The following is a 19,863-nucleotide window of genomic DNA, read 5'->3' on the forward strand; positions in this document are numbered from 1 at the left end:
GAACAGGATGCAATGGATCTTCTCATCGCCTTTGTCATCACGCTCGCCCTCATCACCGCAGTCAGCCTCTGGTACCGGATCTCGCCGTTCTTCACACTGGTCGGCGGGGCGATCCTTTTCGGGCTCCTTTCGGGAATGACCCTTGATGCCACACTCGAAGGGATTGTGTCCGGCCTTGGCAAGGTCTTTGCCTCGTTCGGCCTCATCATCCTCTGCGGTGCCGTGATTGCGATCCTGTTGCAGGAGCAGCGCCAGGCTGAAGAGATTGTTTCCGATATCCAGCGCATCGTGAAGAACCCGCCGGCCCTTGCTGGCTTCTCGGGGTATCTCCTTGCAGTCCCCATCACCTGCTGCGTTACGGCATACGTCATGCTCCAGCCGATCCTCGACTGCCTGGAGACGGACAAGCTCCGGCGGAATGTCCTTCTTTACCTTGCCGCGGTCGGGAGCATCATCTCGTATGCCCTGATCTTCCCGACACCTGTTGTCATTCCTCTCTTCACAGCATTTGGAACGGGAACCAGCGCACTGGTGTACAATGCGGTGGCGATCCCGCTCTCTCTTACCGTGCTTGCAGGAGCCATTCTCTTTTACCGGTGGGCCCGTCCAGAGGTGTCTTTTGCCGCGAATCCATTGCAACCCGGGGATATCCGGCAGGATTCAGGTTACGGCATTCACTGGCGGGCGTGGGCGCCGTTCATTGCGATCCTTGTTGCGATCCCGGTCTCGTTTTTCCTGCTCGGTCTCTCGCATGTCGGGATCATCAACTTCATCATGCTTGTGGGTGCTGTCACTGCCATCGCCCTTGCGCCGAATGGGATACGCGCAACGGGCCTGACAAAGAGCGCAAAACACGCCGGCATGATCATCTTCGATATCTGCGGTGCCGGTGCACTCGGTTACGTGATCGTAAAGAGCGGCTTCACTGAAGGAGTGCTCGGGCAGCTGATCTTCCTGATCCCGGTCATCCTTGTCCCCTTCATTCTCGCTGCTGTGATCGAGACGGCGCAGGGGTCGCGGGTGGTGACTGCGGTGATCACAGCGGAAGTGTTGGCCGGATCCGCAGTAGTCGGGGCCATCCATCCCATCCCGCTTATCCTCCTGATCAGTGCCGGCTCCTGTATTGTTTCATACGTCACCGACCCGTACTTCTGGCTCGTCCAGCGGACCACGGGCGATGACATCAACACGGTGGTGAAGAACTACACGCTGCCGATTGCGCTTGCCGGTATCGCAATCCTTGTCGTTGCCATAGCGCTCGAGTACCTGGTGTTCCGGTGACAGGCTGGTGTGTATGCTGACCAGCCACCGGATCCTCCAGCAGTACTGGCATGATGCGCGCTATGATATCCGGCAGGTGCGGGTCTGGTATATCGACCGGGGGGCGCCGGAGGACCGGTCCGTGGCTGACGGACCGGCTATCTGCCTCGAATCCTACTATCTGAATATACGGACTCCTGCCGGAGAAAAGCAGATCCCTTACCACCGGATCCTGATCATTACCTACTGCGGTGCTGTGGTCTTCGAGAACCGGAAGATCAAGGGGCTTGCGGACCTCATTGCAGGAAATGCCCTGGATATCTGTGGGATCCGAACGGTCGAAGACCGTGAGGATGAGAAGAACCCGTGAGGGTTCTTCGATTTTCCAAGATGTCGAAGACCGTGAGGATGAGAAGAACCCGTGAGAGTTCTTCGATTTTCCAAGATGTCGAAGACCGTGAGGATGAGAAGAACCCGTGAGGGTTCTTCGAAGTGGTGGCCACAACAGTTCCGTGGTCCTCCGTCTTACCTCAGTTCCGGAGGCAGTGCCCTGCCGGCATACTTCAGAAGTTCGAACCAGAGCACGCTGATGATTCCACCTGCCACACAGATGCCCATATCTGCCAGGGAGAGGGGGGAGAACCGGAACAACTCCTGTAAGGCAGGGACGAAAAGCACAAGCAACAGGCAGATCGCGGTCAGTACAAAGACGACTGCCAACGCCCGGTTCGGGGATCGCAGTGATACCCAGATGGTCTCGGTCCACGAACGGTTGGTTAAAATCAGGCAGAGGTTGGCAACGACAATCGTGGTGAAGGTTATGGCCCGGACCTCGGATTCGGCAAGCCCGCGGGAGAGGGCACCCAGGTAGATCGCAAAAACAACAGCCAGTACAACAAAGCCCTGCAGCAGGCTGAGCACGAGTGTCCGCCGGGTAAAGAGTCCCTTGTCACGGTGGCGGGGCGGGCGGTTCATAATATCGGGCTCCTCTTTCTCGGACTCGAAGACGATCGAGCAGGTCGGGTCGATGATCAGTTCAAGGAAGACGATGTGGACCGGCAGGAGGACAAGCGGCAAACCGAAGAGTACAGGGATGAGCGACATGCCGGCGATGGGTGCGTGAACGGAGATGACGTACGCCATCGCCTTCTTGAGGTTGTCGAAGATCCGCCGGCCCAGCCGGACCGCTGCGACAATCGAGATGAAGTTGTCGTCAAGCAGGACAAGCGAGGATGCCTCGCGGGCAACGTCTGTCCCCCTGCCTCCCATGGCGATCCCGATGTCCGCGGATTTCAGGGCCGGGGCATCGTTCACACCGTCACCGGTCATGGCCACTACTTCGCCGGTTGTTTTCAGGGCATTCACGATCCGGAGTTTCTGCTCGGGGACAACGCGGGCAAAGACGCTGGCCGAGCGTATCCGGGCCTGAAGCGTTTTGTCGTCCATCACGTCGATCTCAGGGCCGGTAATGCATCCTGCTCTATCTTTAAGGCCTATCTGTCGGGCGATGTTTGCTGCAGTCTGCGGATAGTCACCGGTGATCATGATGACGCGGATACCGGCAGCTTCACATTCCCGGACCGCATCAGGCACCTGCGGACGGACCGGGTCGGCAAACCCGATGAGCCCGATAAAGGAGAACGCGAAGTCATGCTGCTGGGTCGGGAGGCCGGCAAGCGAGAACGATGCACGCGCAACCCCCAGCACCCGGAGGCCGGATGATGCCATGCCATCTACCCGTCCGGCAAGTTCCTGTATCGCGGTAGTGTCGAGATGGCAGAGGTCGGCGATCGCCTCCGGCGCCCCCTTTGCCGCGATGACGAAACGGTCGCCATCCGGCGAGCGCCAGACATTGGACATGGCAAGGAGACCGGGCGAGAGCGGGTATTCCTGCACCAGGATCCAGTCCGCATGGATGTGCTCGGTCTTCCCGAATGCCCCGTCTTTCAGCTGGAGCAGGGCCTTCTCCATCGGGTCGAAGGGATCCTTCTTGCAGGCCAGGATCGCGTACTCCGCTACTTCATGGCAGCTCTCCGTGAGCATGCGGTGGTCTGACGGGTTATAATCGCAGAGTTCCCCGTTGGCATACAACTGGGCAACCGACATACGGTTCTCGGTGAGCGTGCCGGTCTTGTCAACGCAGAGCACGGTTGCGGAACCCAGCGTCTCGATTGCCGGGATCTGCCGGGTCAGCACCGATCGCCGGGAGATCCGCCATGCCCCGAGAGCGAGGAAGACGGTAAGGATCACCGGGAATTCCTCGGGGAGGATGGCCATGGCGAGCGTGATCCCCGCAAGGAAGCCCTCGATCCAGTTGCCCCGCGTCAGGCCGTACACGATGACAATGACGGCGCAGAGTGCTGTGCCGGCAAGGGCAATGACCCGGACGATCCGGTCGATCTCGCGCCTCAGCCGGGTCTCGGAGCGCTCTACGGTCCGGAGCACCAGCCCGATCTTTCCCATCTCGGTCCGGGCACCGGTAGCACGGACCTGTACAAGCCCCTGCCCGGAGACAACGAGCGTTCCCGAGTAGACGAAGGGCTGGTCATCACCACCCGGTCGCCCTGCTGCCGCCGCCCTCTCTCCGGTATCTGCGATCTTCCGGACCGGAACAGATTCCCCTGTCAGGAGGGATTCATCCACCAGGACATTGTTTGCCATCATCAGGGTGCCGTCAGCAGGGACGCGATCGCCCTCGCACAGGATAACCATGTCGCCGGCTACGACCTCCCTTCCGGGGATGCGCTGTTGTACGCCGTCACGGATCACGAGTGCCCGCGGGCTCGCCAGGTTACGGAGTGCCTCAAGAGCCCTCTCGGTCTTCCGCTCCTGGTATACTGTGATGCCGATGACGAGCACAACAAAACTCATCAGCATCAGGCCTTCGGAAAGGTCGCCGAGCACGAAATAGATGAGGCCGGCTGCCACGAGCAGGAGAAACATCGGCTCATGGATTACTTCGAGGACGATGCGGAGGATGCCCCGGTGCGACCCGGAGGGAAGTTCATTATATCCCTCTGTTTTCAGCTGCTCTTCTGCAAAGGATGCTGTAAGACCCGTGATCCCGCTGATGTCAAGAGATGGCACAGGAGACCTCCCGGGATTTCAGGCAGTAAAAAACAAGAATGGTCCCGCACCGGCCAGAAGAGAAGAGTGTGGGTGGGAGGCCCGTACTGCTCATGGTTTTACGGATATCGGGTTGTGAGCTCATAGGGCTTTCGCTGGACGGAGCAATTCCCGAAGAATAAGGAAGAGATCTGGATCGGCGAGGGGTGTGGGGCTCACCTGTTACTACTTTTTTTATTTCGGTTCGGCAACGAACTGTTGCCCTTTCTCTGTCAGTGAGTAGATGATCCAGTTACCGTGGTACTCCCCCTCGATGAGACCACTTTCTTTCAGGATATTGAGGTGGTAGGATAGTTTCGAACCGGAGAGACGCGTGAACCGGTTGATGATGCAGACACAGAGCGGCTGGTCGCGGATAAGGTAGAGAACCGAGAGCCGCAGGGGATCAGAGAGCGCGTGGTAGACCCGGCTCGTTTCTTCGAGTTCATCTTCCGGGGGCATTCGCTCCAAGAGAGCATCCAGACCGCCGAGCCTGTCAAGCTCCTGCTGGATCTGCTCGGGAATATCCGGTACCTTTCCCTCCGGTTTGCATCCGGCTGTCTTTTTACAGCAGGAGTGTGTCACGCGCCTCATTTCAAAATAATCTGAAATGAAAAAATATATAATCTTGCCCTGTCCACAATGATTCAACAAAATTTGAAATACAGGGTACCATGAGCTGCATTGACACTGATACACCAGCCGGGCAGGATACCGTTGCCACGGAAGCAGAAAAGCGCAGGGTGGAGGACCTCCCATGGAATCCCCATCCGAAATTCTCCGGGGTGTTCTTACGGCATCTCGTAACCGGGAGGGATACCGGTGGCCGGATGAGCCTCCACCATGTCCGCGTCTACCCGGGTTGTGAGATTGGCGACCATGCCCATGCAGGACAGGTAGAGATCCATGATGTCATCTCAGGCGAAGGGAGATGCATACTGGCCGGAAGGGAGATCCCGTACAGCCCTGGTGTTATGGGTATTATGCCTGCCGATACCGTCCACCGGGTGATTGCCGGAGACAACGGACTCCTGCTGCTTGCGACATTCTCGCCGCCGCTGGTATGAAAGGGGGAAATGATATGGAACAATCCAAAAACCCATGCACCTGCATGCCAGAACTACAGACCCGGTCATGTGGCTGCCAGGAATCCGCTCTGAAGCCTGCAGGGATACGGACCACTGATAGCACGATCACCTTCGCAAACCGGTTCGACCACTTCCTTGCCCGCTGGAGCTGGAAGCGGGAGGCGCACCGGGTGGAGCCCGGCCTGTACCGGCTCGGGAACCCGGGTACGGAATCGCCGGTCTTTGCATCGGCCAACTACACGCTCAGCTTCGATGCCCTCCGCTCGGCACTTGCCGGGACAGATGCATGGATCCTTGTGCTGGATACAAAGGGGATCAATGTCTGGTGCGCTGCGGGAAAAGGGACGTTCGGGACGGATGAACTGGTGCGGCGCATTGAGTCCACCGGCCTTGCCGGTATTGTCAGCCACCGGAAGGTCATTGTCCCGCAGCTCGGGGCCCCGGGAATATCCTGGCCGGAGGTTATGAGAAGGACGAAGTTCCTGGTCGAATACGGCCCGGTCCGGGCCCGCGACCTGCCGGAGTACCTGAAGACGCACGCGGCAACGCCGGCCATGCGCCGGGTTGAATTCCCGTTCATTGACCGGCTCGTCCTGACACCGGTAGAGTTCATGCACGCGATACTCCCGACAGCCGCTCTCGCGGCAGCCCTCTGGTTCCTTGCCGGGCCGGTTGCAGCGCTCGCGATCATTGCCGCTGTCCTTGCCGGGACCGTTCTCTTCCCTGCCCTGCTCCCGTTCATTCCCACGCACGACTTCTCATCAAAGGGGCTGATGCTGGGCGTTATCATCGCCATCCCCTTCGCGTACGCTTTCGGCACTGCTGCCGGCGTACCGGCCTGGGCGAATGCTGCGGGTGCTCTCGCAGCAGTCCTCGTCATGCCAGCGGTCACGGCATACCTTGCCCTCAACTTCACGGGCAGTACTACGTTCACGTCACGAACCGGAGTGAAGAAGGAGATCTTCCGGTACGTGCCGGTCATGGCAGTGATGGCGGCAGCCGGATCGCTTGCGGCAATCATCCTTGGCGTGAGCCGGCTCCTCGGGGTGATCTGACATGTTCAACTCGTATACTGAAACATCCCTGGAACTGCATGCCGATCGCTGCATCAACTGCAAACGTTGTATGCAGGTGTGCCCGCATGCGGTCTTTACCGAAGGCAGGGAGCATGTCATCCTGTCCCGGCCCGCGGCCTGTATGGAATGCGGTGCCTGTGCGAAGAACTGTCCGGTGCAGGCGATCGAGGTGCAGAGCGGCGTTGGCTGTGCCTGGGCGATGATCGGTGCAGCCCTCCGGGGAAAGGACATGGACACGGAGTGCAGCTGCGGCGGGGAAGACGGCTCCTGCTGCGGAAATTCCTCCACCTAAAAGAGCTGTCCGTCCTGCAGGATACCTACGTCTTGCAGCAGAAGGGCGTGGATCCCGCGATCCCGGAAGACCAGCACGAGACATAAGTTGATGTGTCATGGGCACAAATAGATGCCAACACCATTCCGGGTACCGATTAGCTGGCCTGGTTCTCCCTGCCGCATACCATCACGGCGTCCAGGGATAAAACGGACACAATACACATATCGATAATCCCGGGCCGGAAACCGGCCCGGCAGAACTGGCGGGAGTCCCGATGATCCACCGTCACGTGGTGACGGCCCCTGCTGCCCTTTGCCGTACGAGGACTATTGTCCTGCACAAACGACGAGAGATGTTCAGCGGTACGCCGTAACGGGCCTGCAAGGTTTTCCCCTCCTGCCCTGTGAAAGGCTGTTTTTCAGCCTGTAGGGCAGAGCAGTCCCAGTCTATAATCAGCGGGACAGATACACAAGGAAACCCGGAAAATTGTCCCATCAGGAGATACAGCAACCATGGAAATAGAAATCATAGCCGTTGGCGGATACGACGAGGTCGGACGGAACATGACCGCGGTCCGCTGTGGCAAGGACATTGTCATCTTCGACATGGGCCTTCGCCTGGACCAGCTGATGATCCACGAAGATGCCGAGGTCGATGAGATGCATTCCCTCGACCTGATCAAGATCCGGGCAATACCGGACGACACCGTCCTCCAGAAAGTCGAAGGGGCCGTAAAAGCCATCGTCTGCTCGCACGGGCATCTCGACCATATCGGGGCGATCCCGAAACTCGCCCACCGGTACAAGGCCCCGATCATCTCTACCCCGTATGCCACGGAACTGATCCGCCAGCAGATCGAGGGGGAGAAGAAATTCGGCGTGGCCAACCGCCTTGTCGCGCTCCGGGCAGGCCAGAAATTCACGATCTCCCCGACCCTTGTCCTGGAATTCGTGCGCACCCAGCACTCGATCATCGATACGGTGACCCCGGTCCTCCACACCCCTCACGGCGCCGTGGTGTATGCCTGCGACTTCAAGTTCGACCGGACACCGGTCATCGGCGAACCACCGGATTTTGCACGGATGCGGCAGATAGGAAAGGAGGGGGTTCTCGCGCTTATCGTGGAAAGCACGTACATCCACCGTCCCGGCCGGTGCCCGAGCGAGCGGATTGCCCGCGATCTTGTCCGGGATGTCATCACCAGTTTCGAGGATGACAAAAACGGCATCGTGGTCTCGACCTTCTCGTCCCACATCTCCCGCTTAAAGACCATCGCGGAATGCGCCCACGAGATCGGCAGGAAACCGGTATTTCTCGGGCGGTCGATGGAGAAGTATTCTGTCACTGCTGAGCAGATGAAGTTCGTCTCGTTCCCGAAAACGGCGAGCGTGTACGGGAACCGGAAGACCGTTGACCGTATGATGCGCCAGATGATGAAGGAAGGAAAGGACAAGTTCCTGCCGATCGTTACCGGCCATCAGGGAGAACCCGGCTCCACACTGACGCGGATGGCACTCGGGGAGACGCCCTTCCAGATCTCGAAGGGAGACAAGGTGATCTTCTCGGCAAATATCATCCCGAACCCGATGAACATCGGGAGCCGGTATGCCCTCACGCACCGGCTGAAATTCGCCGGCGCCCGGGTTTTTGAGGACCTGCATGTCAGCGGCCATGCGTACCGGGAGGACCATTACGAGTTTCTCCAGATCCTGAATCCCGAGCACATCATTCCGGCCCATGCGGATATCACGATGACGGCAGGATATGCTGAATTCGCCGGGGGACTCGGGTACACGGCAAACAGCACGGTCCACCCGGTCAAAAACGGGTCGCGGGTCCGGGTCCACTAACGCAGCGCGATACGAATCGTGACTCCGGGCTGATACGCCCGGAGGGAAGGGATCACCAGAATGATCCCCCCTCTCCGGTTCCGGCTTTTTTATCTCATAGTATAACCCGACTTTGGGGAGAACCACTCATTTGGAGTGTCCTCCGCAATACTCCATGAATTTCCCATACCTTCAAGAAACCCGGGCACCGATGGGTACTAGAGAACACCATGAGCGAGCCCATGGACAAGGTATCGGCCGATCGCATCAAGCAGAAGACCGCACGCCTCTCGGTCATCTCCAACTCCATCCTTGTCGTGATGAAGTTCGTCATCGGGTTTGCCATTGGCTCTGTCAGTATCATCTCCGAGGCGATCCACTCATCGATGGACCTCATTGCCGCGGTCATCGCGTTCTTCTCGGTGAAAAAATCATCGGAACCCCCGGATGCCGGCCATGCCTTCGGGCACGGCAAGTTCGAGGATATCTCCGGCCTTGTTGAAGCCATCCTCATCTTCATTGCAGCGTTTCTCATCATCATCGAGGCAGTAAAGAAACTGCTGGGCGAACCTACCGAGCACTTCACTCCCGACCTGCTCATCCTCGGTATTGCGATCATGGGCATCTCTGGCCTTGTGAACTGGTACGTTTCAAGCCGGCTCATGAAAGTCGCAAAGCAGACAGAGTCTATTGCGCTTGAGAGCGATGCCTGGCACCTGCGGACTGATGTGTATACCTCCCTCGGAGTCATGGCCGGGCTTATCCTCATCAGGCTGACGGGTATTCCCCTCTTCGATCCGCTCTTTGCGCTGGGGGTTGCCGTTATCATCATGAAAGCCGCATTCGACCTGACAAAACGGTCCTTCTCGGATCTCATCGACCACAGCATACCTGAAAAGGATGAGCAGCGGATCCGGCAGATCATTTGCGAACATGCAAGCGATTACGCGGGGTTCCACGACCTGAAAACCCGCAGATCCGGCCCTGAGATCTTTATCGAGTTCCACCTTGTGATGTCCGGGGAGATCACCGTCATCGAGTCGCACGATTTTGCCGATCACCTGGAAAATGATCTCATGCTCGAATATCCCCGTTCAACTGTCACGATCCATATCGAGCCATGCAGCGAAGGCAAGTGCAACCGCTGCGGGGAGTTCTGTACCTTCAATAAGAAAAAGGATGATTTCGGGAACAACGACGACCTCATGCACGAACAGAAGGAACAGCCGGAATAGGGTGGATCATCACGATCGCCAATTTCTCACTACACTATCGCTGGATTTATCTGATAGCACCGATATGGTGTAGATAACGCCATCCCCTGATGGATGGAGGTCATGATCATGGCAACAGGTGTCAAGATACCCATCAATTATGCACAGGCGGCCGAATCGCTCAGGAAACTCCTGAAGCTGAAAGGCTCCCCGGTTGCGTTCCGGTTCGCGACAAAGAAAGAGGACATCCCTGCTGGCATGGAGAAGCTCGACAAGACGATCCGGCACTGCTCCATGGTCGGGCTTGCCAGGAATGAAGGGAAGATCTTCTATTCCACGGTGGAAAACCACGAATGCAATGGCGGTGCCTGGTCGCTGGGCTTGAAGGAGCTCACCGAGACCTTAAAGACCGGCGATTTCTACTTTAAGCTGGGCAAGTTCGAGAGTTCGGCTGCCTGCAAGCGGACCATCGACCGGGTCGCCCACTTAAACCCCGGTGAAACCTACGCGACAATGTACGCTCCGCTCGAAAAGGCTCCGTTCGACCCGCAGGTCGTCATCATTGTCGCAAGCCCGTGGGCCATGCTTAAGCTTTCGCAGAGCACTATGTTCCGCGTAGGCGGGAGGATCCATGCGGAATTCGCAGGCATTCAGTCGGTCTGCGCCGATGCATGTGCCCAGACCTACCTGAACGGGAAGGTCAACTTCTCGCTCGGGTGCGATGGTTCACGGAAGTTCTCCGGGATCGAGGACGGGGAGATGGTAATGGGCATTCCGGCCGAGATTTTGCCCGAACTTGTCGAGGCGCTGAACGTTGTTGCAGCCGCCCCGGGATCGAAGCCTGGTGCAAAATAACTTTTTTCACACACTCCCGATATACACCGGAATGATCAGTTTAAAAAAAGATCAGATCAGCTTCGATCCCGCTGTTGGTCCGGGCTTGCACTCGAAGACTTCCGTGATCTTCACGATGACCAGCGACCGTGCAGGAAGTTCGGGTCTCTTCCGGTTGATCTCGGCCTTCATCTCCTCATACTCCTTACCGCTGTTCTTGATCGAGGCGACTCCCTTGATCTGGAAACAACCCTTGATCTCCGGCCCCCAGATATAAATGGCAACCTTCGGGTTGGTGCGGATGTTGGTCATGCTCTTGTTCATGAAGTTGTCCGTGATCCAGATGGTCTCGTCATCGTGGAGGGAGACCATCGCAAGGGGGACCACGTTTGGGGTCCCGTCCTTCGATGCCGTTGCCACCGGGAAGACCTTCATCTTCGGGAATGCTTCTTTCATGTCTGCGTTCAGCTTCACCATGGTGCTCTCACCAGATTTTCCCAAGGATTCGCAAAATCATATACTTTGTGCATTATATCCGGCACAGGGCCGGCCCGCACCTGCACCCTGCCTGCCACAGGTTGATATGCTGCCGGAGCAAGACCGGTGGAGTGATAACCATGCAGGCAAATCCGATGGCGGTCCGGGCCCACGTCCCCATGGCGAAGGCTGCCGGGGCGACAAAAGAGGAGGTCGTGGACGCCATCCTCATGACGCTCACGGTGTCCGGGATACGGGGCGTTGTCACCTGCCTGTCGGGTGCGGTGGAGCAGTATGCCTGATCCGTTTTTCACGACGCCACCTGCCATCGTTTCCCTTATCTCCTGATGCGTTCCACTGTTGAGTGTGATGCTGGAGCCACCGGTCAAGAAGGTGCTGTACTGGTGCGACGAGTGCAACGTCCCGCTGGTCGCGAAGAGCTGTGCCTGTGGCCGCGAGGGAAAGAGGATCGAGCTCCTCCAGCCCTACGAGCTCCGCCCCGCCCTCTCCGCGGACCATGCACTGATCCGGCGGCTTGTGCAGGAGCAGTTCGGCGATGTTCCCGTGGCAAAGGTCCTCCTCCTGAACAAGACCGGGGGTGTCGACCGGGCAGACCTCGTGCTCATGCACGGGGAGCGGTTCGGCTGGCTCACGTTCGACCCGGTGAAGCGGAGTTTTGCCTTCGATCTCGCTCCCGAAGTGCTCCCGTTCATTATCCGGTATGCAACCCGGGGTGTGCTGGATCTGGAAGCTATAACGGATATCAGAAAAGGACAGGGGAGGGTTGGCGGGAAACGCCTTGTCCTGACAAGGCCGGTCCCGAACGGGTCCGTGATCGTGAAATACAAGGGAAAATACGGGACAGGCGTGGTAAATGACGGGTCGATCAAGGTAAAGGAGCTTGCCGCCGTTGAGCCCCGCACCCGCCCGGACCCGGACTGGGATGTGGTGATCGAAAAGAACCGGTACCATCTGAAGAACCTGGAGCGGAACGCGGTCCGGGCGATAAAACACCACATTACCGACCGTCCCACCGCGAATATCTCGTTCTCCGGCGGCAAGGACAGCACGGCAGTGCTCCACCTTGCCCGGAAGGCCGGCGTGACAAAGGCCTTCTTTATCGATACCGGTCTTGAATTCCCCGAGACAATCGCATTCGTGAAGTCGCAGGGAGTCGAGATTGTCGGGGGTGCGGGTGACTTCTGGCAGGCTGTGGAGAAGGCCGGGCCGCCGGGGAAGGACAACCGGTGGTGCTGCAAGTTCCAGAAGCTCCGGCCGCTCAAACTCTACCTTGCAAAGGTCGGTCCCTGCGTAACAATCCAGGGCAACCGGTGGTACGAGTCCTGGAACCGGGCAAGTCTCGAAGAGACGAGCCAGAACCCCGACAACCCGCTCCAGCTCAATGTCTCGCCCATCCGGAACTGGCGGGCCCTTGAGGTCTTCCTCTACCTCTGGTGGCAGAAGGCAGAGATGAACCCTCTCTACGAACAGGGCATCGAGCGGATCGGCTGCTTTCTCTGCCCGGCCATGCTGGAGAGCGAGTACGAGCAGATCCGGGTCACCCACCCGGAGTACGCAAAGCGCTGGGACGACTTCGTGGAACGATGGGCTGCAAAGAAAGGGCTGCCGGAGGAGTACTGCCAGTGGGGACTCTGGCGCTGGAGAGCGCTCCCGAAGAAGATGCGGGAACTCTGCCGGGAGAAGGGAATTGCAGTGAACGAGGACTTCACCCTGAAACAGACCGGGCCAAAGAAGAGGGCTGATGAAATGGTTGATATCGGGAGAGAGAGAACGATGAAGACAGCAATGCAGGAAAAGCCTACGGAGGACCTCGATCTGACCGGGATAAGGAAAGACTTCCCGCTCGTTTCCGAGGTTGTATACTTCGACAATGCAGCAACCAGCCTCTCCCCGGAGCCGGTCATCCAGTCGCTTGTCGAGTTCGAGCGTAACTACCGTGCCAACGTGGGGCGCGGCATCCACCGCCTCACCCAGATCGCGTCCCAGCGGTACTGGCACGCCCACGAGAAGGTGGCGGAGTTCATCGGCGCAAAAGGTGGCGTCACCGTCTTCACGAAAAGCTCCACCGAGTCGATCAACATGATGGCGCAGGGATTCGCGTGGAAGTCAGGTGACCGCGTGCTCACCACTGTTCTCGAGCACCACGCAAACCTTCTGCCCTGGTACCGGCTGAAAGATCGTGGCGTTGCTGTCGACTTCGCGGACATCAGGGACGATTACACGTTCGACCTTGCAGCATTCGAGGCCGCCATCACGGACAGGACGCGGCTTGTCGCCATCACCCATACCTCGAACGTGCTGGGTGTCATTACCCCCGTGCAGGAGGTCGCGAAGATCTGCCACGACCACGGGGCCCTCCTCCTTGTGGACATGGCCCAGAGCGTTCCTCACATGCCCGTTGACATCATGGCGCTCGGTTGCGACTTTGCGGCTTTCTCCGGCCACAAGATGCTCGGCCCCACCGGCACGGGCGTTCTCTGGATGAAGGAGCCGGTCATCGAGCCGCTCCTGCTGGGAGGAGGGATCGTGGAGTCCGTCACGCGGTCAGGATATACGCTGGTGGAAGGGTACCAGCGATACGAGGCCGGGACCGGTAACATCGCAGGGGGGATTGGCCTCGGGGTTGCGGTTGACTATCTCATCCGGCTCGGCATGGAGCGCGTGCGGAGGCACGAGCAGGCACTCACCACGCGGGTCATTGACGGCCTCAAGAAAATGCCCCGTACTACGGTCTATGTTCCCGATTCCCCTGACAGGAGAGTGGGGGTGATCTCGTTCACGGTCGAGGGACTGCACCCCCACGAGGTTGCCCAGCGTCTTGACGAGATGGCCGATATCATGGTCCGGTCCGGCCACCACTGCTGCATGCCTCTCATGGACCGGCTCGGGCTTCCGAATGGGACCGTGCGGGCAAGCCTCGGGTTGTACAATACTATAGATGAAGTGGATCTCTTCCTGGCAACAATGGAAGAGATCACCCGGTAATTTTTGCTCTGCACATCCTTTTTTGTGGAGTATTCCTGTTCTTCCCGTGCCGGATTTATTTATCATGATTTAATATGTAGGAATCACCAAACATCTTCACGCAACCGGGCCATGCGGCCCATCCGGATGTGATAGCCCATGAAGAAACAGCAGATTGCTGACATTTTCTCCCGTGTGAGGGAGAAACGCCCGCTTGTCCACCATATCACGAATTACGTGACAGTCAATGACTGTGCCAACATCACGCTCTGTGCCGGCGGTGCCCCGGTCATGGCCGATGCCGTGGAGGAAGCAGTGGAGATGGCAGCGATAGCAAACGCACTTGTCCTCAACATCGGGACACTCAACAGGGTACAGATCGAGTCCATGGAACTTGCCGGCAGCATGGCGAACGAACAGAAGATCCCGGTCATCCTCGATCCGGTGGGGGTCGGTGCAACGCAGTACCGGACAAAGACCGCACAGCGGCTCATGGACCGGCTCGATATTACGGTCCTCAAGGGCAATGCCGGCGAGATCGGTGTGCTGGCCGGTGCCGAAGCAAACGTCAGGGGTGTCGACTCCCATGGATTGTCCGGCGACCCGGTCTGCATTGCACAGGAGTATGCGGAGGCAGCCGGCCTGACTGTTGCCATCAGCGGTGCAACGGATGTAATCACCGACGGGAAGCATACGCTGCTCGTGGAGAATGGCCACCCGATGATGGGCAGCATCTCCGGAACAGGCTGCATGGCAGCATCCGTCACCGGAGTTTTTGTGGCTGAATCAAAAGATCCGGTCCTTGCAGCAGCTGCAGCCTTTGCCGCGTTCGGCATTGCCGGCGAACGGTCAGCGGCATCGGCGCGGGGACCCGGCAGTTTCAAGAAAGGGCTCTTCGATGAGCTTGCCACCCTCTCCCCGGAAGACCTTGCCCGGGCAGCAAGGATGAAAACCGTATAGCAATCCCATGAAACTTGACCTGTACGTTATCACTGACGAAGGCCTTGCAGGCGGCCTGCCGCACAGCGAGATCGCCCGGCGGGCGGTTCTTGGTGGTGCTGACGTCATCCAGTTCCGGGACAAGACCCTCACCTCCCGCGAGATGGTGCGGGTTGGCCGCGAGATAGGGGAAATTACGCGGAAGGCCGGAACGCTCTTCATCGTCAACGACCGGCTGGACATTGCTCTTACCTGCGGGGCTGACGGCGTCCATCTCGGCCAGGATGATATGGGGTGCGGCACGGCCCGCCAGCTCTCCCCGGCCGGATTTATCATCGGTATATCGGTGGGGTCCGTTGACGAAGCCCTTGCCGCAGAACAGCAGGGTGCCGACTATGTGGCAGTCAGCCCGGTCTTCCCCACCGGCTCAAAAGCCGATGCAGGCCCGGGATACGGGCTCGCCACCCTGAAGGATATCCGGTCTGCCGTCAGCATATTGGTCATCGGCATCGGCGGCATCGGACCGGCCAATGCTGCTGACGTCATTGGAGCAGGAGCGGACGGGATCGCGGTCATCTCCGCGGTTGTCTCGCAGCCTGATATCACGGCAGCGGCACGCAGGCTTTCTGCGATCATTGCCGCATCGAAACGCGCACGGGGAGGAACGCCATGACGGGCGGTACCACGCCGCGTTTTGTCCTGCACGAGCATTTTGCCCGGCACCACCACTTCGACTTCCGGCTGGAGCACGACGGCGTGCTTGCCAGCTGGGCAGTGCCCAAAGGGCTGCCGGAGAAGGCCGGCGAACGGCGGCTGGCGATCGCAGTCGAAGACCATCCCCTCGACTATATCGGCTTTGAGGGAACGATCCCGGAAGGGGACTACGGGGCAGGAGAAGTGAAGATCGCCGATACCGGGACGTACGAACCTCTCGAATGGGGGCCCGGGCGCATCGAAGTTCACTTAAGCGGCAGCCGGTATACCGGAAAATACGTTCTCATCCGGTTTAAGAAAGCAGGGGAAAGAGAGTGGCTTGTCCTCCGTACAAAAGTGTGATCCGGCCCGGAGAACGGATCCCCCGGGTAGTTCCGGGAGGTGGATCCGAAAACGGGGGCAACTTATAAGAAATTCCGCACTCCATCTTCAACAGAAGATTAATGTGCAGGTCCGAAGCGATATGAATGCCGTGTCACCGCGAAACACTCTCTGGCTCTCCGTTACGGGGCTTTTGACCCTGGGGATCATCCTCATATCGATATACTCTTTAAAAAATGGCTTTACCGACATCTTCCCGTACTTCTACATCCTCCCCATCCTGATGATCGCCTGGTGCTGCCCCCGCTATGCAGTGTATTTCACCGTTGTCCTCGGCTGGGTATTCCTCGGCATTGTCTATCTGTACGGCCCGGCCAGCATCCAGCTCTACGCAGCAAGCATGGCATTCTTCTATATCTTCGTCTCGCTTGGTGTGGTGCTTGCCGCCTTCTCAACGCAGGTCGTGCAGGAGAGGAAATACCGCGAGATCTTCGAGACCTCGCAGGCCGGCATCCTGACGATCAGCCGCGAGACGCGGAAGATCCTGGCAGCCAACCGGAAGGCCGCGTCCATCCTAGGATACGCAAGTGACGAACTTTCGGGACTCGACTTTGGCGATCTCTGGTTCGACTCCAAACAGGAGGTTGCTGCCATCAAGAAGATCCGCGACGAAGGGACGATAGCGGAGATGGAGGTCGCGCTGCGGAAGAAGGACCGGACCGTGATCTGGGTGCTTGTCTCGGCAGCCGTCAGCAAGGAGGGATTTACCGTGCTCTCGTTCATGGACATCACGGAAGGCAAGCGGATGAAGGACGAGCTGATCGAGTCCGAGCTCCGCTACCGCACCCTTTTTGACGGGGCAAGCGACGCGATCATCCTTCATGACATTGACGGGAAGATTTTCGAGGCCAATGTCATCGCAAGCCGCTACCTCGGGTACACGAAGAAGGAGTTCATGAACAAAAGCCTCTACGATCTCGCCGTTGTTCCCGGCACTATGTTCCCTTCTGACGAGGTAAAACAGTTCACGGCACGGGGCCATATTCTCTTTGAGTCGGAGCTCAGAAAGAAGGATGGCAGCGCGATGAAAGTCGAGATCAGCAGCCGTGTCACCGAGTATTTCGGGATGCCTGCCGTCATGAGCACGATCCGCGATCTCTCGGAACGGAAGCTGGCCTGAGATCGTTCGTATGCAGCAGGAGGTGATCTCCCTGCACTCAAAGGCCGGGCGGCTGGTTCTGGATTATGGGAAGGGGGCGCTTCTCGGGCTTGTCCTGTACCTGCTCCTCTCTGCCCTTGTTTTCTCCTGTGGGCTCATGACCACACCGGGCAGCGAAACCCCGTGGTCCGGTCCAATCCTCCGGGCAGTCGGGGCGTTCTTTATTGTCGCATATCCTGTGGGGGATTCCCCTGTTCATGATCCTCGGTGCTCTCTGCCGTGGCCGGAAATGAAACCCGGCGGGGCGCAGATTGTGGGGACGAAAAACCTGCGTGGGTAAAGGAAAACTGCAGGAAAAGAACGAAGCCGCCGGAGGGACTTGAACCCTCGACCTGCTGATTACGAATCAGCCGCTATACCGCTAAGCCACGGCGGCGCAATACCTCACAATATCGGCTTTTGCGTTAATAAAAATATGTGTGGATTACGAGTAACCGGAGAGTGTCGTGACGTTCTGCTGTGCCGGCTGCTCCTTGGGCGCGATGGTGCCGAACTTGGACTCGTAATCGGCAACGCTCTTTGAGAGGACCGCAACGAGGTTCTTCGCGTGCGAGGGTGTGATGGAGACGATGGCCTTTGCCCGCGCCTGGTTCACCTGCGGGAGCTGGTGGAGGAAGAGGAAGGTGAACTCATCGTCCTTGTACGCAACCTGGATCATGTTGCTGTATACGGGGTCGAGCGTGGGCGGGATATTGACAGATATTTCCTGGGATGCCATGCAATTAGTGTTTTCCCTGAAAGATTATCCGTCTTTTCCTGTCTGGATGTCCCGCAACTATCTTCTTCTCCCGTTCCCACATGCTAGTAAGAGGAATTGCCCTGGCTGCCCACACGGACTACTACACAATCTCCGACCTGGTACGGGTGCATGCCTGCCCGGTCCGGTATTATTACGAGCGGCACGAGACTCTCGCGGAATCGGACCGCTACGCGGTCTGCAAACAGTTATCCTACCACCTTGGAACACCGCTTGATGCCGAAGCTATCTGGCAGGAGGTCAAGGCAGTCCGCCCGGGTATCGACCCGTCCCTGAAGGAATTTCTGGACATCTGCATTACGGCCTGCAAAAATACTGCGTGGAAGCCTGCATCGGAGACCGATGTCCGGGTAGTCTCCGATATCCAGAAACTGGCCGGCATGATTGATCGCATTGACGGCGAGGGGACGTTCTCCATCATCCGGGCATCGGGTGCCATGCCGTTTGGTGCCTATGCCGCCGACCGCCTCCGGGTTGCTGCCATCGCGCTCTGCCTTGAAGAGATGACCGGATCGGAAGTGAAGGGCGGGAATATCGAATACATCCCCGATGGCGTCTCCCGTTTCCACGAGGTCCAGCCCCGTGACCGTCGGCAGGTTATCGCCACCCTAAGGAAATTACGGGAAATACGCGAGGGTGCCATGCCACAGCACCCGCTCAACGCGCCCTGCAACCGTTGCAGGCACCAGGAGAAGTGCGAAAGCAGCGTGGGGAAGCGGCTGTCGGAATTGTTGTAAGGACGGTTATTCCGGTTCCCTGCTACATACTGAACAGCGGAAGTGGTGGATATCAATCGTCCCGCCGCAGGCTTTGCAGCTCCAGCGTTCCCGTTCGCTTTTCACGAATGCGCGGATGCCATCCCTTTTGATCGCCTCCAGGTTCTCGATCATGCTCATGTGGTATTTCGCCCGGTACCGCTTGTCCAGCTGCTTCAGCCGTTTGCAGGGAAAGTCGCTACAGGTATGGTGGTATCGTCCTTTCACCCGATCGCAGGAAGAGATTGTGCAGTTGATGCTGCACAGACGGTCCGAAGCAGAACACCCGCCGCAGTGCTTCTTCTTCCGCAGGAACGCCATGCAGATGGCACAGTTCATGCCGCAGGGTGCAATGAGCGTTGTCCTGAAGGGGGATTTCCCGGTCATACCCGGGTATAGGGTACGAGCGGAAAAAAACCTGGCGGGTTATTAGACCCCGGGGATTTCTGTGGTATGGCAGGTGTCCTGCTGGTGCCATACTGGAAAAGCAGTACACCGTCCGACCCCCCTCCTCCCCGCGCCCGTCACTTTCACCCTCCCCCCTCCTCACGCTTAAATCGGGAATGGGTGCAATCCTCCGGATCCTGAAAAGAAAGGAAGTGAAGCAGATGACAGTACACCGTATCGAGACCGGTACTTCTGAAGGCGATGCACTGGGATTCACCGAAGACCTATTCTCCGGCTGGCTGGAGATGGAAGCGGGCAACCGGCTCATCCTCCACTATATCATATCCCGGCACAAAAACGAGGGAAACACGCAGGCGCTGATCTGCCAGTGGCTGACCGGTGGGTACGATGTGAGCGTGGTCATGCCCCGCCCGGTCATGCAGCATATCCTGCGGAAGTTCCGGTTCGTTCCCGGAACTGCGCGATTCCCGGACCAGTACGAGGATGCGGTAGAGGTCTGGCACCATGCCGGTATCCGGGAGAGTCCGGGGAACCGGGAGACTCGGGGAAGTTGCGCCATAAGCGGGTAACAAAGACCTGCTGGAAGATGCATGCCCCTGTATTTCCTT

At 58.3% G+C, this 19,863-nt stretch carries 22 protein-coding genes and 1 tRNA gene; 17 read left to right on the forward strand and 6 right to left on the reverse strand.

The window, feature by feature from the left end:
• The first annotated feature begins 12 nt into the window (after positions 1-12).
• Both METFOR_RS15260 and METFOR_RS04720 read left to right on the forward strand, forming a co-directional pair.
• Positions 13-1,281 carry a GntP family permease gene (locus METFOR_RS15260; protein WP_015284965.1) on the forward strand — a complete coding sequence of 423 codons (1,269 nt, stop codon included), beginning with the start codon at positions 13-15 and terminating at the stop codon, positions 1,279-1,281.
• A gap of 13 nt (positions 1,282-1,294) precedes the next feature.
• Positions 1,295-1,630, forward strand: a complete 336-nt coding sequence (locus tag METFOR_RS04720; RefSeq protein ID WP_015284966.1) for an RNA repair domain-containing protein — start codon at positions 1,295-1,297, stop codon at positions 1,628-1,630.
• 155 nt (positions 1,631-1,785) lie between these two features.
• Here the strand turns inward: METFOR_RS04720 and METFOR_RS04725 are convergent, their stop codons facing one another.
• Entirely contained in the window at positions 1,786-4,347 is a 2,562-nt protein-coding gene (locus METFOR_RS04725) for a cation-translocating P-type ATPase (RefSeq protein WP_015284967.1), read from the reverse strand.
• A gap of 213 nt (positions 4,348-4,560) precedes the next feature.
• Positions 4,561-4,959: an ArsR/SmtB family transcription factor gene (locus tag METFOR_RS04730; RefSeq protein ID WP_015284968.1), complete on the reverse strand. Its 399-nt coding sequence runs from the start codon at positions 4,957-4,959 to the stop codon at positions 4,561-4,563.
• An 80-nt stretch (positions 4,960-5,039) separates the two neighbouring features.
• Between METFOR_RS04730 and METFOR_RS04735 the strand changes: the two genes are divergently transcribed.
• The 6 genes from METFOR_RS04735 (at position 5,040) to METFOR_RS04760 (ending at position 10,701) form a co-directional block, all read left to right on the forward strand.
• On the forward strand, positions 5,040-5,432 hold the full coding sequence (locus METFOR_RS04735; protein ID WP_015284969.1) for a cupin domain-containing protein: 393 nt from the start codon (positions 5,040-5,042) through the stop codon (positions 5,430-5,432).
• A 14-nt stretch (positions 5,433-5,446) separates the two neighbouring features.
• A complete protein-coding gene (gene hgcA, locus METFOR_RS04740; RefSeq protein ID WP_394295927.1) occupies positions 5,447-6,508 on the forward strand; it encodes a mercury methylation corrinoid protein HgcA in 1,062 nt (353 codons plus the stop codon).
• Between the two features lies 1 nt (position 6,509).
• Positions 6,510-6,821 (forward strand): mercury methylation ferredoxin HgcB, encoded by a 312-nt coding sequence (hgcB, locus tag METFOR_RS04745; RefSeq protein ID WP_015284971.1) that lies wholly within the window; start codon positions 6,510-6,512, stop codon positions 6,819-6,821.
• A gap of 494 nt (positions 6,822-7,315) precedes the next feature.
• Complete coding sequence (locus METFOR_RS04750) at positions 7,316-8,653, forward strand: RNase J family beta-CASP ribonuclease (protein WP_015284972.1); 1,338 nt, start codon at positions 7,316-7,318, stop codon at positions 8,651-8,653.
• A 221-nt stretch (positions 8,654-8,874) separates the two neighbouring features.
• Positions 8,875-9,867, forward strand: a complete 993-nt coding sequence (locus tag METFOR_RS04755) for a cation diffusion facilitator family transporter (protein ID WP_233504452.1) — start codon at positions 8,875-8,877, stop codon at positions 9,865-9,867.
• Between the two features lie 108 nt (positions 9,868-9,975).
• Positions 9,976-10,701, forward strand: coding sequence for a DUF169 domain-containing protein (locus METFOR_RS04760; RefSeq protein ID WP_015284974.1), 726 nt, complete (start codon positions 9,976-9,978; stop codon positions 10,699-10,701).
• 51 nt (positions 10,702-10,752) lie between these two features.
• On the opposite strand, the gene METFOR_RS04765 is transcribed toward METFOR_RS04760, so the two are convergent.
• On the reverse strand, positions 10,753-11,157 hold the full coding sequence (locus METFOR_RS04765; protein ID WP_015284975.1) for a pyridoxamine 5'-phosphate oxidase family protein: 405 nt from the start codon (positions 11,155-11,157) through the stop codon (positions 10,753-10,755).
• 140 nt (positions 11,158-11,297) lie between these two features.
• Between METFOR_RS04765 and METFOR_RS15790 the strand changes: the two genes are divergently transcribed.
• The 7 genes from METFOR_RS15790 (at position 11,298) to METFOR_RS04800 (ending at position 17,615) form a co-directional block, all read left to right on the forward strand.
• On the forward strand, positions 11,298-11,459 hold the full coding sequence (locus METFOR_RS15790; protein ID WP_233504454.1) for a hypothetical protein: 162 nt from the start codon (positions 11,298-11,300) through the stop codon (positions 11,457-11,459).
• A gap of 67 nt (positions 11,460-11,526) precedes the next feature.
• Complete coding sequence (locus METFOR_RS04775) at positions 11,527-14,163, forward strand: aminotransferase class V-fold PLP-dependent enzyme (protein ID WP_015284976.1); 2,637 nt, start codon at positions 11,527-11,529, stop codon at positions 14,161-14,163.
• 138 nt (positions 14,164-14,301) lie between these two features.
• On the forward strand, positions 14,302-15,102 hold the full coding sequence (gene thiM / locus METFOR_RS04780) for a hydroxyethylthiazole kinase (protein WP_015284977.1): 801 nt from the start codon (positions 14,302-14,304) through the stop codon (positions 15,100-15,102).
• Between the two features lie 7 nt (positions 15,103-15,109).
• Entirely contained in the window at positions 15,110-15,754 is a 645-nt protein-coding gene (gene thiE / locus METFOR_RS04785) for a thiamine phosphate synthase (protein WP_015284978.1), read from the forward strand.
• A complete protein-coding gene (locus tag METFOR_RS04790) occupies positions 15,751-16,137 on the forward strand; it encodes a DNA polymerase ligase N-terminal domain-containing protein (RefSeq protein WP_015284979.1) in 387 nt (128 codons plus the stop codon). The genes thiE and METFOR_RS04790 overlap by 4 nt, the downstream gene beginning before the upstream one ends.
• A 130-nt stretch (positions 16,138-16,267) precedes the next feature.
• Positions 16,268-17,296, forward strand: a complete 1,029-nt coding sequence (locus tag METFOR_RS04795) for a PAS domain-containing protein (RefSeq protein ID WP_158491351.1) — start codon at positions 16,268-16,270, stop codon at positions 17,294-17,296.
• 10 nt (positions 17,297-17,306) lie between these two features.
• The gene (locus METFOR_RS04800; RefSeq protein ID WP_015284981.1) at positions 17,307-17,615 is read left to right on the forward strand and encodes a hypothetical protein; all 309 of its coding nucleotides are present in this window, start codon (positions 17,307-17,309) and stop codon (positions 17,613-17,615) included.
• A gap of 24 nt (positions 17,616-17,639) precedes the next feature.
• Here METFOR_RS04800 and METFOR_RS04805 read toward each other — a convergent pair.
• Together METFOR_RS04805 and METFOR_RS04810 are read right to left on the reverse strand one after the other, a co-directional pair.
• Positions 17,640-17,711: transfer RNA gene (locus METFOR_RS04805), tRNA-Thr, on the reverse strand.
• A gap of 48 nt (positions 17,712-17,759) precedes the next feature.
• Positions 17,760-18,053: a DUF3467 domain-containing protein gene (locus METFOR_RS04810; RefSeq protein WP_015284982.1), complete on the reverse strand. Its 294-nt coding sequence runs from the start codon at positions 18,051-18,053 to the stop codon at positions 17,760-17,762.
• Positions 18,054-18,133: 80 nt separating this feature from the next.
• Between METFOR_RS04810 and METFOR_RS04815 the strand changes: the two genes are divergently transcribed.
• Positions 18,134-18,829, forward strand: coding sequence for a CRISPR-associated protein Cas4 (locus METFOR_RS04815; RefSeq protein WP_015284983.1), 696 nt, complete (start codon positions 18,134-18,136; stop codon positions 18,827-18,829).
• A gap of 6 nt (positions 18,830-18,835) precedes the next feature.
• On the opposite strand, the gene METFOR_RS04820 is transcribed toward METFOR_RS04815, so the two are convergent.
• Positions 18,836-19,234: a DUF3795 domain-containing protein gene (locus METFOR_RS04820; protein ID WP_015284984.1), complete on the reverse strand. Its 399-nt coding sequence runs from the start codon at positions 19,232-19,234 to the stop codon at positions 18,836-18,838.
• 176 nt (positions 19,235-19,410) lie between these two features.
• On the opposite strand from METFOR_RS04820, the gene METFOR_RS04825 reads away from it, so the two are divergent.
• Entirely contained in the window at positions 19,411-19,824 is a 414-nt protein-coding gene (locus METFOR_RS04825; protein WP_015284985.1) for a hypothetical protein, read from the forward strand.
• Positions 19,825-19,863 lie beyond the last annotated feature (39 nt).

The organism is Methanoregula formicica SMSP (assembly GCF_000327485.1).
GTDB classification, from domain to species: Archaea; Halobacteriota; Methanomicrobia; order Methanomicrobiales; family Methanospirillaceae; genus Methanoregula; species Methanoregula formicica.